Source organism: Peptoclostridium sp. AF21-18 (assembly GCF_003478825.1).
Lineage (GTDB): Bacteria > Bacillota > Clostridia > Peptostreptococcales > Peptostreptococcaceae > Peptacetobacter.
In genome coordinates this window covers 1-19,272 of the sequence record NZ_QUGE01000035.1, presented here as the reverse complement: position 1 = coordinate 19,272, position 19,272 = coordinate 1, and the positions used below count along the sequence as shown (strand labels likewise).

Annotated in this window: 20 protein-coding genes and 1 riboswitch; of the genes, 17 read left to right on the top strand and 3 right to left on the bottom strand. The window is 30.5% G+C overall.

The genetic code is table 11. The annotated features are described in order from the left end of the window. The 6 genes from DWX74_RS10320 to DWX74_RS10295 form a co-directional block, all read left to right on the top strand. The coding region (locus DWX74_RS10320) for an RNA-guided endonuclease InsQ/TnpB family protein (protein ID WP_147382064.1) at positions 1-291 on the top strand (291 nt) is incomplete at its 5' end. 176 nt (positions 292-467) lie between these two features. Next, complete coding sequence (locus DWX74_RS10315) at positions 468-1,226, top strand: hypothetical protein (RefSeq protein WP_118549871.1); 759 nt, start codon at positions 468-470, stop codon at positions 1,224-1,226. A 302-nt stretch (positions 1,227-1,528) separates the two neighbouring features. Next, positions 1,529-2,662, top strand: coding sequence for an iron-containing alcohol dehydrogenase (locus tag DWX74_RS10310; RefSeq protein WP_118549870.1), 1,134 nt, complete (start codon positions 1,529-1,531; stop codon positions 2,660-2,662). Between the two features lie 242 nt (positions 2,663-2,904). Next, on the top strand, positions 2,905-3,762 hold the full coding sequence (locus DWX74_RS10305; protein WP_118549869.1) for a DUF5685 family protein: 858 nt from the start codon (positions 2,905-2,907) through the stop codon (positions 3,760-3,762). Positions 3,763-3,813: 51 nt separating this feature from the next. Then, the gene (locus tag DWX74_RS10300) at positions 3,814-4,251 is read left to right on the top strand and encodes a tetratricopeptide repeat protein (RefSeq protein ID WP_118549868.1); all 438 of its coding nucleotides are present in this window, start codon (positions 3,814-3,816) and stop codon (positions 4,249-4,251) included. A gap of 36 nt (positions 4,252-4,287) precedes the next feature. After that, on the top strand, positions 4,288-4,797 hold the full coding sequence (locus DWX74_RS10295) for a DUF2232 domain-containing protein (RefSeq protein ID WP_118549867.1): 510 nt from the start codon (positions 4,288-4,290) through the stop codon (positions 4,795-4,797). 50 nt (positions 4,798-4,847) lie between these two features. On the opposite strand, the gene DWX74_RS10290 is transcribed toward DWX74_RS10295, so the two are convergent. Further along, entirely contained in the window at positions 4,848-5,591 is a 744-nt protein-coding gene (locus DWX74_RS10290; protein ID WP_199647649.1) for an HAD family hydrolase, read from the bottom strand. Between the two features lie 128 nt (positions 5,592-5,719). On the opposite strand from DWX74_RS10290, the gene DWX74_RS10285 reads away from it, so the two are divergent. The 9 genes from DWX74_RS10285 to DWX74_RS10245 all read left to right on the top strand — a co-directional run bounded on the left by DWX74_RS10285 (position 5,720) and on the right by DWX74_RS10245 (position 16,483). Next, positions 5,720-6,817, top strand: coding sequence for a hypothetical protein (locus DWX74_RS10285; RefSeq protein WP_118549865.1), 1,098 nt, complete (start codon positions 5,720-5,722; stop codon positions 6,815-6,817). Between the two features lie 514 nt (positions 6,818-7,331). After that, positions 7,332-8,168, top strand: coding sequence for a DUF169 domain-containing protein (locus DWX74_RS10280; protein ID WP_118549864.1), 837 nt, complete (start codon positions 7,332-7,334; stop codon positions 8,166-8,168). Next, entirely contained in the window at positions 8,161-8,829 is a 669-nt protein-coding gene (locus DWX74_RS10275) for a DUF169 domain-containing protein (RefSeq protein ID WP_006441105.1), read from the top strand. The genes DWX74_RS10280 and DWX74_RS10275 overlap by 8 nt, the downstream gene beginning before the upstream one ends. 25 nt (positions 8,830-8,854) lie before the next feature. Beyond that, positions 8,855-9,661, top strand: coding sequence for a transporter substrate-binding domain-containing protein (locus DWX74_RS10270; protein ID WP_006441106.1), 807 nt, complete (start codon positions 8,855-8,857; stop codon positions 9,659-9,661). A 14-nt stretch (positions 9,662-9,675) separates the two neighbouring features. Continuing rightward, entirely contained in the window at positions 9,676-10,341 is a 666-nt protein-coding gene (locus DWX74_RS10265) for an amino acid ABC transporter permease (protein ID WP_006441107.1), read from the top strand. A 15-nt stretch (positions 10,342-10,356) separates the two neighbouring features. After that, on the top strand, positions 10,357-11,097 hold the full coding sequence (locus tag DWX74_RS10260; protein ID WP_118549863.1) for an amino acid ABC transporter ATP-binding protein: 741 nt from the start codon (positions 10,357-10,359) through the stop codon (positions 11,095-11,097). Between the two features lie 194 nt (positions 11,098-11,291). Further along, the gene (locus DWX74_RS10255; protein WP_118549862.1) at positions 11,292-11,663 is read left to right on the top strand and encodes an ArsR/SmtB family transcription factor; all 372 of its coding nucleotides are present in this window, start codon (positions 11,292-11,294) and stop codon (positions 11,661-11,663) included. A 68-nt stretch (positions 11,664-11,731) separates the two neighbouring features. Then, positions 11,732-14,551, top strand: a complete 2,820-nt coding sequence (locus tag DWX74_RS10250) for a heavy metal translocating P-type ATPase (protein WP_118549861.1) — start codon at positions 11,732-11,734, stop codon at positions 14,549-14,551. Between the two features lie 332 nt (positions 14,552-14,883). Beyond that, positions 14,884-14,978: riboswitch (glycine riboswitch) on the top strand. 110 nt (positions 14,979-15,088) lie between these two features. Next, on the top strand, positions 15,089-16,483 hold the full coding sequence (locus DWX74_RS10245; RefSeq protein ID WP_118549860.1) for an alanine/glycine:cation symporter family protein: 1,395 nt from the start codon (positions 15,089-15,091) through the stop codon (positions 16,481-16,483). A 213-nt stretch (positions 16,484-16,696) separates the two neighbouring features. Here DWX74_RS10245 and DWX74_RS10240 read toward each other — a convergent pair whose 3' ends face one another. Continuing rightward, complete coding sequence (locus DWX74_RS10240) at positions 16,697-17,164, bottom strand: DUF1097 domain-containing protein (protein ID WP_118549859.1); 468 nt, start codon at positions 17,162-17,164, stop codon at positions 16,697-16,699. Between the two features lie 90 nt (positions 17,165-17,254). Then, positions 17,255-17,905: a PAQR family membrane homeostasis protein TrhA gene (gene trhA, locus DWX74_RS10235; protein WP_118549858.1), complete on the bottom strand. Its 651-nt coding sequence runs from the start codon at positions 17,903-17,905 to the stop codon at positions 17,255-17,257. A 297-nt stretch (positions 17,906-18,202) separates the two neighbouring features. Here trhA and DWX74_RS11140 point away from each other — a divergent pair, with 297 nt between their 5' ends. Together DWX74_RS11140 and DWX74_RS10230 are read left to right on the top strand one after the other, a co-directional pair. Continuing rightward, positions 18,203-18,346: a hypothetical protein gene (locus tag DWX74_RS11140; RefSeq protein ID WP_158573268.1), complete on the top strand. Its 144-nt coding sequence runs from the start codon at positions 18,203-18,205 to the stop codon at positions 18,344-18,346. After that, the gene (locus tag DWX74_RS10230; RefSeq protein ID WP_286164330.1) at positions 18,343-19,032 is read left to right on the top strand and encodes an ABC transporter substrate-binding protein; all 690 of its coding nucleotides are present in this window, start codon (positions 18,343-18,345) and stop codon (positions 19,030-19,032) included. The genes DWX74_RS11140 and DWX74_RS10230 overlap by 4 nt, the downstream gene beginning before the upstream one ends. The last annotated feature ends 240 nt before the right edge of the window (positions 19,033-19,272 follow it).

Below are 19,272 nucleotides of genomic sequence, written 5' to 3'. Positions count from 1 at the left end.
GAAGATTTAAACGTACAAGGTATGATGAAAAACAAGCATTTATCAGAAAAAATAGCTGATTGTTCATTCTATGAAATATATAGGCAATTAAAGTATAAATGTCAAAATAAAGGAATTGAATTTATAGTTGCAGATAGATTTTATCCTTCATCAAAAATTTGTAGTAATTGTGGACATAAGAAAGAAAAATTAAGTTTATCAGAGAGAACTTACAGATGTGAATGTTGTGGAAAAGTTATTGATAGAGATTTTAATGCAAGTTTAAACTTAAAGAATTTAGCTTACAACTAAACTGTAAACTAAATGTGTACCGATACGTTAGTCGGAAATTTAAGCCTTTGGAGAAGTATACAAACTAAAGTATCTATTCTTTGAGTAGTGAAATAGGCTTCGGTGAATTAGGAAATAGAGTTTGTAGTTTTTTATAAGTAATTTATAGAAATTTATGGATTTTATGTAACGGCAATATGAATATAGAACAATTTACAAAAGAGACTCTAAACAGCCTTCAATCAGAATTAAGTAGTGTAATAGAAAGTGTAAGAAAGATAAAATTTAGTGGAAACACTCTATACATAATATCAGATATAGCAAAAGTAAATGATGAAATAAGTCCAGAGATAATAGAAATGATAAAGACTTATATAGTAGCTAAATCAGGAATAAGCTATGGCATAAATATTGTATTTCTAAGTGAAGACGATATAATTGAGTTAGGATTTAGAAAAATAGCTGAAATACAGCTATCAAATAACTATAAAAAAGAAGAACAGCCAGAGGAAGATGATAGTACAATAGAGGTTAAAAGACCTGAGCCTGAAGAGGAAAAACCTAAAGAAAAAGAAGAGTATAAAGAAGAAGCAGATATCAATAGAATAGATGCTATGGATGTTTGGAAGGTAATGCTTGGAAGAATACAGGAGTTAATTAGCCCAGCTGTCTACAAAGCGTTATTCAAGGATAGTAAGCAAATAGACTACCAGATGGGAACAGTTGTTGTACGTGTAGGAGATGTAAGAGTTGTACAGATAATGGAAACTCAGTATCTAAGATTCTTACAGGATGTTTCTGAAGACCTATTTGGAGTGAGATTAGGATTCAAATTTGTTGTAGATGATAAAAAAGAAGATGAAACTCCTAAAAAAGAAGATGAGGAAGTATATCCAGCTAGTATGAATGATTTAAACGACTTCTTTACTTTTTTAAATAGTCTTTATAACAAATAAATTTGAAGAATATAAAAAAGATAAAAATCTAAATACAGTTTACATAAAAATTTAAGGTTAAGTAGAGAAAAAGAGAGTACCAAATTTATCAGCAGAGAAGAGGTATTCTCTTTTTCATTTGAAAAAGAAATATAGTGATTAATATGAAGTTTTTTAGTAGTGTTTTTGAAGGAAATTTAGATGAATGTTCAAATAATCTTCATTGAATAAAAGCTATTAACTGATATAATTAGTATAAGTAGTAAAAAATAAAGTAAGTAATGAATGTGGAAATATATTTATTAAGAAATGGGGCGAATTATATGGAATTTAACTACAATTTACCGGTCAATATAGTATTTGGACGTGGAAAAGTGAACGAACTAGGAAAAGAAACAGCAAAATACGGAAAAAAAGCGCTTATAGTGACAGGTAGATCTAGCTCTAGAAAATCGGGACTTTTAGATAGAGCAGTTGAGCTTTTAGCAAAAGAAGGAATAGAAGGTGCTATATTCAATGAAGTGACACGGAATCCGCTGATATCAACAGTTGAAGAAGGTGCTAGAATAGCGAATGCAGAAAACTGTGACGTTGTAGTTGCTCTTGGTGGAGGAAGTATAATGGATGCTGCTAAGGCAATAGCACTAATGGCTGTAAATGAAGGCGATGTAAGAGAGTATATGTACGGACAGAAATCTTCAGATAAAGCACTTCCATTAATATTAGTTCCTACAACATCTGGAACAGGTAGTGAAGGTAACTGTTATTCTGTATTAACAGATGATAAAAACAATGATAAAAAATCACTTAGAACACCAGCTATATACGGAAAGGTATCTATAGTAGACCCAGAGCTTATGGTAACTATGCCTAAAAGAGTAAAAGCTTCTGTAATATTTGATGCAGCTGCACATGCAATGGAAGCTGCTGTAAGTAAAAAACGTACTCCATTATCAGATGCATATGCACTTTATGCTATGAAACTAATAGCAGATAACGCAGAAAATGCTGTAAATGACGAAGAAATAAATTATGAAGTATGGGAAAAAATAACTTTAGGAAGTATGTTAGCAGGTATGGCTATAGGATGTTCAAGCTGTGCACTTCCTCATGCATTAGAACACCCAGCGAGTGGGCTTAAAAACATAGTTCATGGAGAAGGATTAGCAGCACTTACACCTGCAATAGTTGAAGCATCTTGGGAAAGTGATCCAGAAAGATATGCAGCTATATCAGCTCTTCTAGGAGGAAATAGTGCATTGGATTGTGTGGATAGTATAAGAGGATTCTTAAAAAGAATAGGATTAGATGTAACATTAAATGACTTAGGAATAGAAGAAAGTGACGTAGATTGGATGGTAGAAAACGCATTTAAAGTATCAATAGGAAATATAAACAATCATCCAAAGGAATTCTCTAAAGAAGAAATAAGAGAAATATATATAAAATCTTTATAATAAATAATAATAGAAAGTATAGGGGCTATTGCAATGAATTGCAGTAGTCCTTTTTTGAATTCTAAATAATTTTTAAAGTTTTGAATAAACCACTTGAATATAATTCGATTATGGTGTATGTTAAGGTATATTCAAGTATTTCTTAGTATAATATAATTAAGATAATAGAATCTAATTGATTTGAACATATTTATAAAATCAAATATATTTAATAATTGGATATATGGGAAAAGAGGATAATAATGTTTGGATATGTAAAAATAAATAAAATGGATTTGACATTTAGAGAATACGAGCATTACAAAAGCTATTATTGTGGCCTTTGTAAAACTCTAAAGCGAAATCATGGACAGATATCTCGATTTTCTTTAAACTATGACATAACATTTCTAATAGTACTTTTATCTGCGGTGTACAATCCAGAGTCAAAAGTGAGAGAAGAAGTGTGTATAGCAAATCCTATAAAAAAGAAAAAGGTACAAGTAAATGAAATAACTGAATACGCAGCCGCTATGAATGTTCTTTTAACTCATTTCAAATTAGAGGACAATGTAAAAGATGATGGTGGAATTAAGGATAAATTAGCGTATAATATCTATAAAGGAAGCCTTAAAGAAGCGTATGACAAATACAGAGAAAAGGCTGAATATATAAAAGAATGTCTATCTGAACTTGAAAAATTAGAAAAAGAAGAATCAACAGATTTAGATGATGTTTCAAATACATTCGGAAATCTAATGGGAGAAATATTTGCATACAAGAAAGATGAGTTTGAAGATAGACTTAGAGAAATAGGATTTAACATAGGAAAATATATCTACGTTTTGGATGCATATGAGGATTTGGAAGAAGATATTCAAAAAGGAAGATATAATCCTTTTAAAGGATATGAGCCAAAGAGCGATGAACTAAAGAAAAAAGTAGAGAGAATAATTTCTATGAGTCTTGGAATGCTTGGTAGAAATATAGATATGCTTAAAGTTAAGAGAAATGTCGGTATAATTGAAAATATAATATATTCTGGTGTATACTTAAGATATAAGAACATATTATATGGAGATGGAAAAGATAAAAATGGCGATGTAAGCCATATAAATTAAGCAATAAGATTTATTAAAATATACAAAACTAACGAAAGGAAAGTGAATATTATGTACGGAGAAGCAATGAATAGAAATGTTTATATCGAGGCTAGAAATTTAATCGCAAATAGAAGATTTGCAGACGCATATAGAATGCTTAAAGAAGTAGTTTCAAGTGATAGAAATGCTGAGTGGTTCTTCCTAACTGGAACTGCTGCAATGAAAATGGGTAGATATGAAGAAGGCGAAGATTACATAAAAAGAGCAAGATTTATGGAGCCTGAAAATAAAGAATATGATGAAGCATACAATCAGTTTAGCTCATATAGAAACAACTACGACGATAGAGCAAGATACTACAATGAAAGTAGAAGATACGACTCAAGTGGATGCTGTCCATGTTGCTGCTGTTGCTGTGGAGACGATTGTGCAGATACTTGTTGCCAGTTATGGTGCTTAGACTCATGCTGTGAATGTATGGGTGGAGATTTTATAAGCTGTTGTTAATTTGTTGAAATTTAAAATTGAAATGGAAGTCTTATTATGGAAAATATAAGTAAAAAAATGGCTTTTGGAGGAATATTATTAGCATTAGAGGCAATATTCTTTATGCTGATAAACTTTGTTCCAATGAATACAATTTTCTTTATGGTGCTAGCATCATTTATATCTTCAATAGTTATTATTGAATTTGGAGAAAAGACAGGTACAATTTTTACATTTGCATCTATACTTTTGTCATTTATGATAATAGGAAATAAAGTACAATGGTTTATATATGCGATATCATTTGCACTTTATGGACTTGTAAAATCTCTTATTGAGAGAGGACGATCTAGGGGTACAGAATATTGTATCAAGCTTATATTTGCAAATATTGTGTTTGCTATAATGTACTTTGTTCTGAAGAGTTTCTTGACAGAAGTACAGTACATGTTTGTGCTGTCTATAGGATTAAATGCAACGTTTTTAATTTACGATTTATTCTATAGCCAGTTTATAAGAATGTACGAAAATAAGTTGAGAAAAAATATAAGTAAATACCTAGACTAAAAAAGTGCTGTCATTATGGCAGCACTTTTTATATTTCATATATTAGCTTGTTAATCTGACAAGTCATCATAAGATAGAACCTGAACATCAGGTTTTAGTTTATAAAGTATATCTTTTCTTTCGACGATTATATCTGCTTTTTTCTTCAGCACAGGATCTTCCCTCAACTTAGATAAAAGCTCATTTGTAGGGTTTATCGCAACAGGATGCCCAACTTTTCTAAGCATATTTATATCTCCATTTGTATCGCCATAAGCGAAAGACTCATCTAAATCTATATCGTATTTTTCAATTAGCTCATTTATTGCTTTATTTTTACTTTCAGAATCCCACATAGGAACTAATTTACCAGAGAATTTACCATCCTCCATTATATATTTACTTCCTAAATAATCTGTAACATTATACTTTTCAGCCATCTTTTTAACTAAGAAGTCAGGACTTCCAGATATAAATATTACTATATCACCATTTTTTAAATGTCTTTCAATTTGAGAGCGTGTGTACTTATAAACTCTGTCAGCCTTAGTCTTTATAACCTGGTCTGCTGCAAAATCAATACTTCTCCAATCAACACCAGTCAGCGAATCTACATATAAATTACAAACTTCTAAAAGATAATCGTCGTAATTTCCCTGTCTTTTATCCCAGTTTAAAAAAGTTCCTCTAGCGTGATCAATCCAAGTTTTTTCATCTATAATTTCATATTTTATTAGCTTTTTAAAATGTTCTACCATAAGTGAATCTCTGTACAGAGTTCCGTCAATATCGAAAAATGCTGCTATTTTCTTCATAAGCATTACCCCCAATCTTCTGATATATATTTCTACTAGTATACAGCAAATAATTCAAATAGTACAGAAAAATTTGTGTTAATATATAAATATGTAAATAAGAGAAATAATTTGAGAGGAGATAGATTATGGAATTAAAGTTTAATTTTGCAAAGATAACACAATCAAGACTTATGGGAAGTATGGGAATGATAATAGATAGTACAGATGAAAATGGAGATAATATAAAACAGTATTTCCTTTTAGACTCTGAGGGATTAGGACTTTGTGACTATGTAAAACTAATAAATCCGTCAGAGAAAAAAGCATATATGGAAGAAGAAAGGCTTATGGGTGGGCTTGGATCAGATAGGATAGAAATTTCTGAGGAAGAGGCTAAGTTTTTAATACAGCATTTTGGAAGTAGAAATATAAGATACGGAAAAGAGCTTGCTGGAGAAGTTGAGGACTATATAGATATAATCAACGATTTTAAAAGCGATTTAAATATATACGACTTATACCCTAAGATATGTAAAGAGGTAAAGGAAGAGGTAGAGTTTGTAAACTACATGGTTATGAGATTAGTTGCTTGGGATAGAGAAGCACTTACATACTATTCTGAGAGCGAAGAAATAGGAAGTATGCACATAACAAATATAAATGGTGTACTTTTAAAAACAGATGTAACATCAAGAGGAAATGGAAAATATGTTGTTGAAACTATTTATGAGGATAACGACGGATATTATTTCTGCAAAGTTGCACTTAGTATAGAAAAAAATGAAAAAGGATTTAAGTTAAATTCTATGGTTGTTTCTGAGTCTGAGCCTATGTATGATTTTGAGGTGTTTGACGAGATTTCTAAGGAAGAGTTTGTAGATATTTATACTGTTGAAGATGGAGAAGAGTTTGTAGAAAAGTTCTATGAAGATAACCCGTTTGTTCTTAGAAGTGATATGGACGAGGATGCGGTATTCTTTACTAGATTTAATTTTAATAACGACCATGTTAAGAGAATGTCTTATGTTATAAATAATGATATTAAGGCGATTTATTATTATTTAGATGGGATGTTCTTTGTTGGGACTTATTCTGAGAGAGATAGAGATTATATTAATGGTCTGTTGAAGGTGAATTATAAGGGGTTAGAGTATCAGGATTCGATGTTCTTTGAACAGAATGCGCTGTATGATTTTGTTGAGTCTGGAAATGATGATTTCTATGATTTTTTAGATGAGGAATAGGATTGTGTGGTATGTTACAGTTTTTGTAATAGACATATTTTTGTTTTAAAAGTATATTTACAATCAAATAATCTGAAGTTATTGATTGTAGTTTTATATAAAATTAAAATAAATTTATTTAGTATAAAAATAAAAATATGCCAAAATTTTATAAAAGGTAAAAAAAGAAAAAAGTATAGAAAAAAAAGATTATATAATTTAGAATGATAGAAAAAAAATATAACTATTAAATAGAATAGGAAAAAAATAATTATTTTTGGTATCTAGAATAAAGAAATTAATTGATATTTTATTAAGTTATATATTGAAAATGTTTTCTTAAATTAATAAAAAATAAAAAAAGTTAGATTTATTAAATTTAAAAGAAAAAGAAATGAGTTTTTTTAATTATAATAAAAAAATATAGAAAAATTATAATATAGACGAAAGCTATAACATTATAAATTGAAATAGTTTCTATCTATTGGAATAAAGAAAGTTTAACATCTATAATGAATTGGAAGGGAGGTTTGTTATGGATAACTTACAGATTACAAGAGTTTCAAAAGCTTTAGGGCTTGAGAATAAAATTTTAGGGTTAAGATTTTTAGTTCTTGAAAAAGAATATAATGATTCTTTAGCAGAAGAACACGAAGGACTTAGTCTATGTTCACTTGTAAAGCTTGCATGTCGGGGTAAATCAGTAAAATGCAATGCTTCTACAATAGGCTGTGATGATGCAGCATATGCAATGGGATTAAAAGAAGTTCCAGAATATGTATACTCTGGTCGTAAAGAGTATGAAGATAGAAAATATCTAAGTAAATCAATAGCTTTTCAGGTACAGAATGAAAAAAAATATATTCCTCAAAAGATTTATGGTGCAATAATTTCACCACTTGAAGAAATAGAAAATCCAGACCTTGTTATAGTTATTGCAACAGCTAAGGATATGATGAGATTAACTCAGGGATATAGTAGATACTATGGAGTAAATAAAAACTTACTTTCTATAGGTGTCCAGGGGATATGCAGTGAGCTAGTTTCAAAACCATTTATGAATAATGATTTAAATGTCAGTTTATTAAGTAATTGTTGTAGAAAATTAACTGATTTTTCAGCAGGATGCATGGGAGCATCGTTCCCTATTCACCTTGCAGAAAATATATTTAGAGGAATATTAGAAACAGTTAATCTAACAGAAAACAATATTCCTAAAAAGAAAATATTAGAAAGACTTGATTCACCAGATGAATTAGGCTTTGAAATAGTAATGAACTATGATTATGCAATTCAAGCGAGTAAGTATGAAGAGTACTGCGAAGAATGTATAAAAGCATGTTCTAATGATAAGGAGGGTTCTAATGAATAAAGAAACGATTTTAAAAGTTCAGGACTGCCTTGGATTAGAAAGACAAATAGTAGGTGTTAGATTCCTTGTTTATGAAAAAGATTTTGAAAATTCACCAGCAGAAGAATTTAATGGAAAAATAAGACTTTGTGGATTTATAAGCAAAGCTGGTAAAGGTAGAAAATTTAAAGTTACAAAAGAAAACTTTGGATGTTCTGGAGGACCTACTCAGACAGGGATGTCAGTTGTATCAGAAGGGTTTAAATCAGGACAGGTTCACAAATATTCAGGTTTATACTCTGATTTAGCTATAGCTAGAAATATATCAGATAGTCTTATGCGTATTCCACAGAAGATATATGGATTAGAAATAATGCCGTTATCTGAAATGGATGATGCAGATGTAGTAGTTGTAATAGGATTTGCAGAAAGCATAATGAAGTTAGTTCAAGGATATACTTATAGCTATGGTGTACCACAGAATTATATAAGTGTAGGTAATGCAGCAGCTTGTAGTGATATGGTATCAAAACCATTTATGAAAAATGATATAAACCTATCATTTATGTGCTGTGGGGCAAGAACATCTACATTAAGTGATCATGGTGAACTAGGTATGGGTATACCTATGAATAAATTTTACGGAATAGCTGATGGAGTATTGGCTATATACTCAAAATAATTAAAAGAAAAAGGAGAAACATATTATGAAATTTGGGAAAAAACTATTATCTTGCATACTAGTTGGTGCCGTTGTAATGGGATCATTAGTAGGATGTGGAAACAAAGAAGCTAGTGGAGGAGATGAAAAAGCACCAATAAAAGTTGCTACAGCACCAATATTCCCTCCATGTAGTTACAAAGACGATGAAGGAAACTTAGCTGGATTCGAACATGATGTATTTGAAGAAATAGGAAAAAGATGTGGACGTAAAATAGAATGGATAGAAGGAGATAGCCAGGATGCATTATTTGGTGCAGTTGACTCTGGAAAAGCAGATACAATAGCATTCCAGATATCTATAACTGATGAACGTAAAGAAACTTACGACTTCTCAGAAGTATACGGATACAATAAAATATTCTTCGCAGTAAGAGATGACTTTGATTACAAAGATTTAGATGATTTACAGGGTAAAAAAGCTAATGTTCCACCAGTACATTCATTCTACCCAACATTAGAAAAATACAATGAATCATTACCAGAAGATAAAAAAATAATAATAATACCTTCAGATTCAGGAAGTATGTATGAAGCATTAGAACAAGGAAGATATGACGCTTGTCCTATAACAGAAGCTGCTTTCAAAGAAGCAATGTCTAAAAAACCTTACAAAGTTAAAATAGCTGGTGAACCAATAGTATTAGAAGAAAATGCATATCCATTCTCTAAAGATGCAGATCCAGAATTAGTTAAAGATGTAAACGATGCAATAAAATCTATGTTAGAAGATGGAACAATGAAAAAATTATCAGAACAGCACTACAAAATAGACGTAACTGCTAAAAACTAATGGGTGATGTATAGATGAGATTTAATTTTGAATTTTTCTTTTCATGCTTTCCGGCATTAATTGCAAAGATACCATTTACTTTATATCTTGGTGTAATTTCATTTATAGCATCTATGGCGCTTGCAATAGTTCTGCTTATAATGAGAAATTCTAAGATAAGCATATTTAAAGGGTTTGCGACTTTATTTATATCATTCTTTAGATCTACACCATATATTACACAGCTGTTTATTTTCTACTATGGTTTACCACAGTTAATACCATCACTTGTAAATTTATCAGCTGAGGTTTCTTTTGTAATTTCTGTTGCACTAAACTCTTCAGCATTTATAGTTGAGATATTAAGAGGTGGACTTTTAGCTGTAGATAAAGGACAGAGAGAGGCAGCTCTTTCAATAGGTTTAAATAAATTCCAGGTTATGACACAGGTTGTAATTCCTCAGGCATTTGTTAGTATACTTCCATCACTTGGAAATACATTTGTAGGGGCTGTAAAAAATACAGCTATTGCATTTACAATAGGTGTTGTTGAGATTCTTTCTGAATCTAAAATACTTGCAGCTAGAGGATTTAACTACATGGAAGCATATATTGCAGCAGGTATAGTTTATTGGATACTTATCTTAGCGATAGATTTAGTTCAGAATAGACTAGAAAAAAGAGTATGTAAATTCTTATAACATTAGGAGAGTATTATGTTAAAACTTAAAAATATAAAGAAACAATTTGGAGATTTAACAGTCCTAGATGGTATAGATTTAGAACTTAAAAAAGGTGAAGTTGCTGCTATAATAGGACCTTCTGGAACAGGTAAATCTACTCTTTTAAGATGTATAAATTTACTTGAAACTCCAACTGAAGGAACTATAGAAATAGATGGCTTTTCTGTAGATTCTAAGAACTTGTCTCCAAAGGATTGTATAGAGCTTAGAAAGAAAACGGCTATGGTATTTCAGAACTATTCATTATTCAAAAATAAGACTGTTTTAGAAAATATTATGATGCCGATGACTCTAGTTCAGAAAAAAGATAAAAAAGTAGCTGAAGAAGAGGCTATGGCTCTTCTAAAAAAAGTAGGGTTAGCAGATAAAAGAGATTATTATCCATCAAGACTATCTGGTGGTCAGCAGCAGAGAATAGGTATAGCTAGAGCTCTAGCTGTTCATCCAGAGATAATATTGTTTGATGAACCTACATCTTCTCTTGACCCAGAACTTGTAAATGAAGTTCTAGAATTAATAAGAGAATTATCAAATGAACATGAATGTACAATGCTTATTGTAACTCATGAGATGAGATTTGCACTTGAAATAGCAAATAAAATTATATTCATGGAAAAAGGTAAGGTTGTAGAGGAAGGTTCTCCAAATGAGTTATTATATAATTCTACAAATGAAAGAACAAGAAGTTACTTTAAACAATTTATAGATAATTAAAAGTGTAATAAGAGGATCAGTGAGAGTACTGGTCCTTTTTTTATTGTAATTAGCGAAATAAAAGTACTTCCCAAAATATATGAATAATTGTTCATATATTTTTATAAAATATATTGCAAAAAAATAATAAGCAGATTATAATGAATATATGAACAGTTATTCATATATTAAAACGTTAAGAAAGGAGAAAACCTATGAAAAATAAAGAAATAGATTGTTGTACAGAAAAAAAGGTGCACGAAGAAGTAGTAGACAAAACAAAAAAAGAGATGCCTGATGAAGAGGTATTAGCAGACTTATCAGACTTATTCAGGGTGTTTGGAGATACAACCAGAGTAAAAATAATATTTGCACTATTCTCTAATGAAATGTGTGTATGTGATATAGCAGAACTTCTTGGAATGACTCAGTCAGCGATATCTCATCAGCTAAGAGTATTAAAAAATGCTCGATTGGTAAAATTTAGAAAAGAAGGAAAAACAGTATTCTATTCATTGGATGATGAACATATAAGTGAAATATTAAAATGTGGATTAGAACACGTAAACGAAACATACAAAAGATAAAAGATATCTACAATCGGTGATTAATGTGGATAAAATAAATAAATTTTAAGACAAGGATGTGAATTAAATTGAGTACTAGAATAGATTTTCTACTAGAAGATTTAAATTGTGCACACTGTGCAGAAAAAATAAATGACAAAGTTTCAAAATTAGACTATGTAGAAAATAGCAATATGAACTTTGTAGCTAAAAAGCTATCTGTATTTATGGAAAATGAAAGCATAACAGAAGCTAATGTGTCTAAAATAGCAAAGATAATTCATGATACAGAAAGTGGGTTAACTGTAAGCTTATTAAAGAACAAAGTACTTGGGGAAATAAGTTTTGATAATAAGGGAAATATAATTAAGTCAGAGAAAAAAGATGAAATAGATAAAAATAAAGTTATAAGAGTTGATTTTCTATTAAATAATTTAAACTGTGCACATTGTGCGGAAAAGATAAATGATAAAGTTGGAAAATTAGCATATGTAGAAAATAGCAATATGAACTTTGTGGCTAAGAAATTATCTGTATTTGCTAAGGCGGGAGATATTACAAAGCAGCATATGTCTGAGATAGCAAAGATAATTCACGAAACAGAAAGTGGATTAACAGTAAGTTTATTAAAAAATAAAGTTGTTGGAGCTTTAGAGTTTGATAATAAGGGAAATATAGTTGAATCTGGAAATACAACAAGAAGAGGTAGAACAGATTTAAACGTACTATATGCAAATAGAAAAAATAATTCAGATGAACATCATCATAAACATGGAGAAAGTTGTGGATGTGGAGGACACCATTACGAACATGACCACGATCATGGAGAAGAATGTGGATGCGGAGAACACCACCATCACGATCACAAACATGGAGAAGAATGTGGATGCGGAGAACATCATCATGATCACGACCATGGAGAAGAATGTGGATGCGGAGAACACCATCACCACGATCACGACCATGGAGAAGAATGCGGATGTGGAGGACATCACCATGATCACGAACATGAAGAAATTAAACCTAAAAAGGTTGAAAAACCAAAAGAAAAGAAAGAAATAAACAAAGATCTAATAAAAATCATAATAGGAGTATTTGTATACGCATTTGGTATATATGAAATGGCAGTTGGAAATACAGGTACATTTGGTGTGGTTGTATTTTTAGCAGCATATATTTTAATAGGTGGAGATGTACTTTTAAAAGCTGCAAAGAACCTATTTAGAGGTCAGGTAATGGATGAAAACTTCCTAATGTCTATAGCTACAATAGGTGCAATTGCAATAGGTGAACATTCTGAAGCAGTTGGTGTTATGTTATTCTACAAAATAGGTGAATATTTACAGCAGAAAGCAGTTGGTCAGTCAAGAAAATCAATATCTGCTCTTATGGAAATAAAAGCAGAATTTGCAAACTTAGTTCAGGGTGGAAAAATTATACAGGTAGATCCTGAAGAAGTAGAAGTAGGAGATGTAATAGTAGTTAAACCAGGTGAAAAAGTACCACTAGATGGAATTGTAACAGAAGGTGAAGCAATGCTTGATACTTCTGCAATAACTGGTGAATCTGTACTTAGAAGTGTAAAACCAGGTGAAGAAGTTGTATCAGGAACAATAAATACAAATGCATTAATTTATGTAAGAGTAACTAAAGAATATGGAGAATCTACAGTTGCTAAGATACTTGATATGGTTGAAAATGCAGGAAGTAGAAAATCTCAGACAGAAAACTTTATATCAAGATTCTGTAGATACTACACTCCAATAGTTGTTGGGTTAGCATTAGCAGTTGCATTTATACCACCACTAGTTATTGAAGGTGCTGTGTTTAGAGATTGGTTATACAGAGGATTAATATTCCTAGTAGTTTCATGTCCTTGTGCATTAGTATTATCAATACCTCTAAGTTTCTTTGGTGGAATAGGATCTGCATCTAAAAACGGTATTCTTATAAAGGGAAGTAACTATTTAGAAGCATTAAGAAAAGTAAATACAGTTGTACTTGATAAGACTGGTACTATAACTAAAGGTGTATTTAAAGTTACAGAAATAAATCCTGTTGGAATGTCAGAAGATGAATTATTAAGATTTGCAGCTATTGCAGAAGCAAACTCAAATCATCCAATAGCAAAATCTATAATGGAAAGCTATAATGAAAAATCAAATGAAGAAATAAAATTAAGTGAAATAGATAAATATGAAGAAATAGCAGCACATGGTATAAAAGTTTTATACAATGGTAAAACAATACTTGCAGGAAGTTCTAAACTTTTAGATAGCGAAAGTGTAAAATATGAAAAGATAGATGAAGTTGGAACAACAGTATACGTTGCAGTAGATGGCAAATATGCTGGATGTATAGTAATATCTGATGAAGTTAAAGAAGATAGTAAGAGAGCTATTGCGGAAATGAGAAAAGTTGGTATAACAAATGTTGTAATGCTAACAGGAGATAATGAAGCTGCTGCAGCTAAGATAGCTGAAGAAGTTGGATTAGACAAACATTATTCAGGACTTCTACCTAATCAGAAAGTTGAAATACTTGAAGAAATAGCAAAAGAAAATAGCACAGGAAATACAGCATTTATAGGAGACGGTATAAATGACGCCCCAGTTTTAGCTAGAGCAGACGTTGGGATAGCTATGGGCGGTGTAGGATCTGATGCAGCAATAGAAGCAAGTGATATAGTATTTATGACAGACGAATTATCTAAATTACCTATAGCAAAGAGAATATCTGAAAAAACAAATAAAATTGTTTGGCAGAATATAGTATTTGCAATGGGTGTAAAAGTAATAGTAATGCTTATGAGTACTGGAGGAGTTGCAAATATGTGGGAAGCAATATTTGCAGATGTAGGTGTTGCATTAATAGCAGTACTTAATGCAATGAGGACTTTAAAAGAATAAATTATTTTTATAGAATTGCATAATTTTTTATGTAAATTATAGAAATACAACATGATAAAAATGGTTTAGTAACTTAAAAAATAAAAGTTTAATAAATTAAACATTCTGTAAATAACGTATTCCTAATTTTACTACTGTAAAAAAATTGGTTGTATACATTAAAAAATAAATAAAACAATATTAAAACACACATACTTCCTAAAAATAAAAAGGAAATATGTGTGTTTTTTGAAAATTTCAATAAATTTAGAAAAAATGTTGTAATTACTCAAAATAGATGATATTATTTAAACAGATAGATAAATTGTAATTATAAAATTAATAAAAAATCTATTAGGAACTCTGGAGAGTCTCCAAAAAAGGGGCGCCGAAGGTGTACGCAAACTAAGTTTGCAAATCTCTCAGGCAAAAGGACAGAGCAGTAAGGCAGATTAAATCTTTAAGGTCTGTTTGCAAATGTTCTACTCTTATTTTTGGAGCTGATATATCAGCTCTATTTTTATTTCCAAAAAAATAAAAGAAAAGGAGAGTAAAAACATGGAATTATTTTTAGACAATCTATTAGAAGTAGTAGTAGCCGTAAACGGATTCTTATGGAATTTCTTACTACTATTCATCTTATGTGGAGTTGGGATATACTACACATTCAAACTAAAATTTATACAGGTTAGAAAATTTGGAGAGGGCTTCAGATTAGTGTTCGGTAACCTAAAATTAAACGGTGAAAAGAAAGAACACGGTGAGATGACACCTTTCCAGTCATTAGCAACAGCTATAGCGGCTCAGGTTGGTACAGGTAACTTAACTGGTGCAGCTACAGCACTTCTTTCTGGTGGACCAGGGGCTATATTCTGGATGTGGCTTAGTGCATTCTTTGGAATGGCTACAATTTATTCAGAAGCAACTCTTGCTCAGAAATATAAAACAGTTGTAGATGGCGAAGTAACAGGAGGACCTGTATACTATATCAGAGCTGCATTTACAGGAAAATTTGGTAAAGTCTTAGCAGCGACATTCTCAGTATTAATAATATTAGCACTTGGATTTATGGGTAATATGGTTCAGTCAAACTCAATAGGTGCAGCATTCTCAGAAGTTTTCGCAAGTAGAAATATAAATATACCGCCTATAACAGTTGGATTATTAATAGCTGTAGTAGCAGGATTTGTATTTATAGGTGGAACACAGAGATTAGCATCAGTTGTTGAAAAAATAGTACCTATAATGGCATTTGTATATATAATAGGAAGTTTAGCTTTAATAGGAATGAATATATCAGAAGTTCCTGAAGCTTTTAAAATGATAATAGTTGGAGCATTCAATCCAAAGGCAGTACTTGGTGGTGCAGTTGGTATATCTATAAAAGAAGCTATACGTTACGGTGTAGCAAGAGGATTATTCTCTAATGAAGCTGGTATGGGTTCTACACCTCATGCACATGCAAGAGCAGCAGCTAAAAACCCTCATGAACAGGGATTAACAGCTATGGTCAGTGTATTTATAGATACTTTTATAATCCTAAACTTAACAGCATTCTCTATATTAACTAGTGGTGTTTTAGATTCAGGAAAAGAAGGTATAGCACTTACTCAGACAGCTTTCGTAAATACTTTTGGTAGTGGTGGAGATATATTTATAGCAGTATGTTTATTATTCTTTGCATTCTCTACTATACTTGGATGGCATTTCTTTGGACGGATAAACGTAAAATACTTATTCGGACAGAAAGCAGTAAAAATATATTCTTTAATAGTTATATTATTTATAATAGTTGGATCTACATTAAAAGTTGAATTAGTTTGGCAGTTAGCTGACTGTTTCAATGGTCTGATGGTTATACCAAATGCTATAGCATTATTTGCACTTAGTGGAGTAGTAATGGGTATATATAAGAAATATGTAAATGGCGATTCAAATAAAGATGAAAAATAGCATATAAACTTATATTTGCTTAAACATAAAATTATAAGTATAAAATTAATCGATTAAAATAATAGGAAAATCGGAATATATTAAGTGAGTTTGTAGTATTGATTTTGGTGGTGCGAAATCAATATGAAATATAAAGTTAAGATTTAAGATTCAAAAAAGAAAACAATGAAAAAGAGGAGGTCGTTTGAAACGAGCTCCTCTTTTTATCTTAATTTATCCTTCTGAGCCAAATATAGCACATAATTTTTTACCTAAAGTATCACAACATAGTCCTAAGATTATTCCAGCTGCTATAGATGGTATTATCATAAAATCGCCACCAGCTGCAAATGTAGAGAATGATCCCATGAATGCTCCTGGAACGAATGATATTATACCTATTTTTCCGCCTGCACACATAAGGAATGTAGTTACAAATGTAAATACAAGACCTATCTGAGCAAAGTCTATTTGATTTCCTAAATGAACAGATATTAATGCATAAGCTACACCACTTCCAACACAAGCAAAAGTAAGAGGAAGTGCAGAAACACCTTTTTTAGGACCAGCAAAGTAAGCTGTACATCCTGCAAAACCAGCCCAACCTAAAAGACCTGTTGCATTTGCAATAACCATCCAAATAGTACAAAGAAGAGCTGTTGCAAAAGCTGATAGAGTATTATTAGATAATTTTTTTGACATATATTTCTCCTTATAAAAAATAGTTGATACATCTTTCAGACATATCAACTAATTATATCAATGAATAGTATAAAATATCAATAAAATAATTTATAAAACATAGAAGAATACACATAGGAAGTGGCATAGACTTCCAAGGATTATAAATATATGGAAAATTTCGTGGAAACCGAAATGTTTAAATTCTAAAAACTTTGGCTTAATAGCGTATATTACAGCACCTATTGTGTAGAAAAGTCCTCCTCCAACAAGTAGCATAAGTCCACTAAATGAAAGTGCATGGTAAAGAGGTACTATAAGTGCTACAGAAACCCAACCCATCGCAATGTATATAATTGTAGAAATCCAACGAGGGCATTTAAACCAAATTAATTTAAAACATACACCTGCTATAGCTGCAATGCTGACTATTGCAAATAAAGCATATCCTCCACTGCCTTTTAATGAAATCATACAAAATGGTGCATATGAACCAGCTATTAATACGAATATCATAGAATGATCTATTTTTCTCAGCCAAGCGATAACTTTATCTGAAGAAATAACCAAATGATACACAGTAGAAGCTGTATATAAAAGAATCATACTTATTCCAAAAATTATCACAGAGGCTATAGCTAATGGAGTAGGCATTACGATAGATGTTTTAATAACTAATGCTAGAAGTCCAATAAAGGACAAAATAGCACCAAATAAGTGAGTGAATCCATTGCCAGGTTCTCTTACATAATTGAAACTCAAAACAATTCCTCCTTTTCAAAACGGATATAATTTATTCCGTTGAATATTTAGATTGATTAGGATTATTTTATTATACAATAAACATCCAAGTATATAGTATTATACTACATATTTTGATGTTAATGGTTTAAATTTGTGTATAATTATAGTGAATGATATAGTAAAATTTGATTGTTGCTGTAATAAATATAAAAATTATGAGAATGTCTATCTATAAGTGGGTAAAATATTTTAAAGAATATATAATTTTAATGTATATTTTTAAATGAAAATAAAAGATATGTAAGGAGAAAAAATATGAATAAAAAATTATTGAGCGTTATACTTTCTTCGGCAATAGTAGCAGGAACTTTAGTTGGATGTAGTGGAAAATCAGTAAGTTCAGATTCTAAAAAAATGACAGTTGGAGCTTTAGAAAGTGTTAATATAATGCAGCCATAAAGGCAGCAGAAAATGGAGAAGATATAAAAGTTATAGCAGGGATGTCTAATGGAGGATCTGCATTAGTTGTTAAAAAAGATAGTGGAATAGAAAGTATAGAAGATTTAAAAGGAAAAACTATAGGATATTTTCCTGAAAGTATTGAATATGTTAAGCTAGCGAATGAATTAAAAGAAAAAGGAATAGATATCAAGAAGGACGTTAAATTTAAAGAAATGGATTTGGAATCTATGATTAAGGAGCTTAGTGGTGGAAATATAGATGCATTTTGTGGAGAAGAGCCATATGTTTCGATAGCATTAGAAGATGGATTTGGAAAAGTAATTGATTATAAGTCAGATGAGATAGTTTCTTTAAATACAGCAATAATTGCAACAGAAGAAAATATAAAGGATAATCCTGAAAAAATGCGGGAACTTATGGATAAACATGTTAAGTCAACTAATCATCTTATGATGAGCAAAGAAGATAGAATAAATAAGGCAGCAGAATTTGGAATAGATAAGAAATATTTAGAAAAGTCTATTGATAATATAGAACTTTCTACAGATATTTCTCCAGAAATGATAGAAGAAGTTAAAAAGTTAGCTGAAGAAATGAAAGAAATAGGGATGATAGATAATATACCCAATATAGAAAATATGTTTGACTTGAGTATGTTAGAAAATAGTATGATGAAAAGATAATGTATAGAATGTATAAAGGATTAAATTATTTTTTATTAATTTAATCCTCTTTTATGAAGTATTATATTAATTTTAAAAAATATTATGCCAATGAAAAGGTGTATATTTCTAGCTTTTATTAGTATAGAATAAAAAATAAGTAAAAAAGTTTTAAAAAAGTGTTGACGATAAAAATAAAAGATGATAATATAATACTTGTCCTTGAGAGAGGGCAAGAAAATAAAAAATAAAACGAAAGTT

Bases quoted from the DNA above. Each gene is read 5' to 3' on its own strand.
- DWX74_RS10315 (WP_118549871.1), top strand. From the start codon at position 468: ATGAATATAGAACAATTTACAAAAGAGACTCTAAACAGCCTTCAATCA.
- DWX74_RS10310 (WP_118549870.1), top strand. From the start codon at position 1,529: ATGGAATTTAACTACAATTTACCGGTCAATATAGTATTTGGACGTGGA.
- DWX74_RS10305 (WP_118549869.1), top strand. From the start codon at position 2,905: ATGTTTGGATATGTAAAAATAAATAAAATGGATTTGACATTTAGAGAA.
- DWX74_RS10300 (WP_118549868.1), top strand. From the start codon at position 3,814: ATGTACGGAGAAGCAATGAATAGAAATGTTTATATCGAGGCTAGAAAT.
- DWX74_RS10295 (WP_118549867.1), top strand. From the start codon at position 4,288: ATGGAAAATATAAGTAAAAAAATGGCTTTTGGAGGAATATTATTAGCA.
- DWX74_RS10290 (WP_199647649.1), bottom strand. From the start codon at position 5,591: ATGAAGAAAATAGCAGCATTTTTCGATATTGACGGAACTCTGTACAGA.
- DWX74_RS10285 (WP_118549865.1), top strand. From the start codon at position 5,720: ATGGAATTAAAGTTTAATTTTGCAAAGATAACACAATCAAGACTTATG.
- DWX74_RS10280 (WP_118549864.1), top strand. From the start codon at position 7,332: ATGGATAACTTACAGATTACAAGAGTTTCAAAAGCTTTAGGGCTTGAG.
- DWX74_RS10275 (WP_006441105.1), top strand. From the start codon at position 8,161: ATGAATAAAGAAACGATTTTAAAAGTTCAGGACTGCCTTGGATTAGAA.
- DWX74_RS10270 (WP_006441106.1), top strand. From the start codon at position 8,855: ATGAAATTTGGGAAAAAACTATTATCTTGCATACTAGTTGGTGCCGTT.
- DWX74_RS10265 (WP_006441107.1), top strand. From the start codon at position 9,676: ATGAGATTTAATTTTGAATTTTTCTTTTCATGCTTTCCGGCATTAATT.
- DWX74_RS10260 (WP_118549863.1), top strand. From the start codon at position 10,357: ATGTTAAAACTTAAAAATATAAAGAAACAATTTGGAGATTTAACAGTC.
- DWX74_RS10255 (WP_118549862.1), top strand. From the start codon at position 11,292: ATGAAAAATAAAGAAATAGATTGTTGTACAGAAAAAAAGGTGCACGAA.
- DWX74_RS10245 (WP_118549860.1), top strand. From the start codon at position 15,089: ATGGAATTATTTTTAGACAATCTATTAGAAGTAGTAGTAGCCGTAAAC.
- DWX74_RS10240 (WP_118549859.1), bottom strand. From the start codon at position 17,164: ATGTCAAAAAAATTATCTAATAATACTCTATCAGCTTTTGCAACAGCT.
- DWX74_RS11140 (WP_158573268.1), top strand. From the start codon at position 18,203: ATGAATAAAAAATTATTGAGCGTTATACTTTCTTCGGCAATAGTAGCA.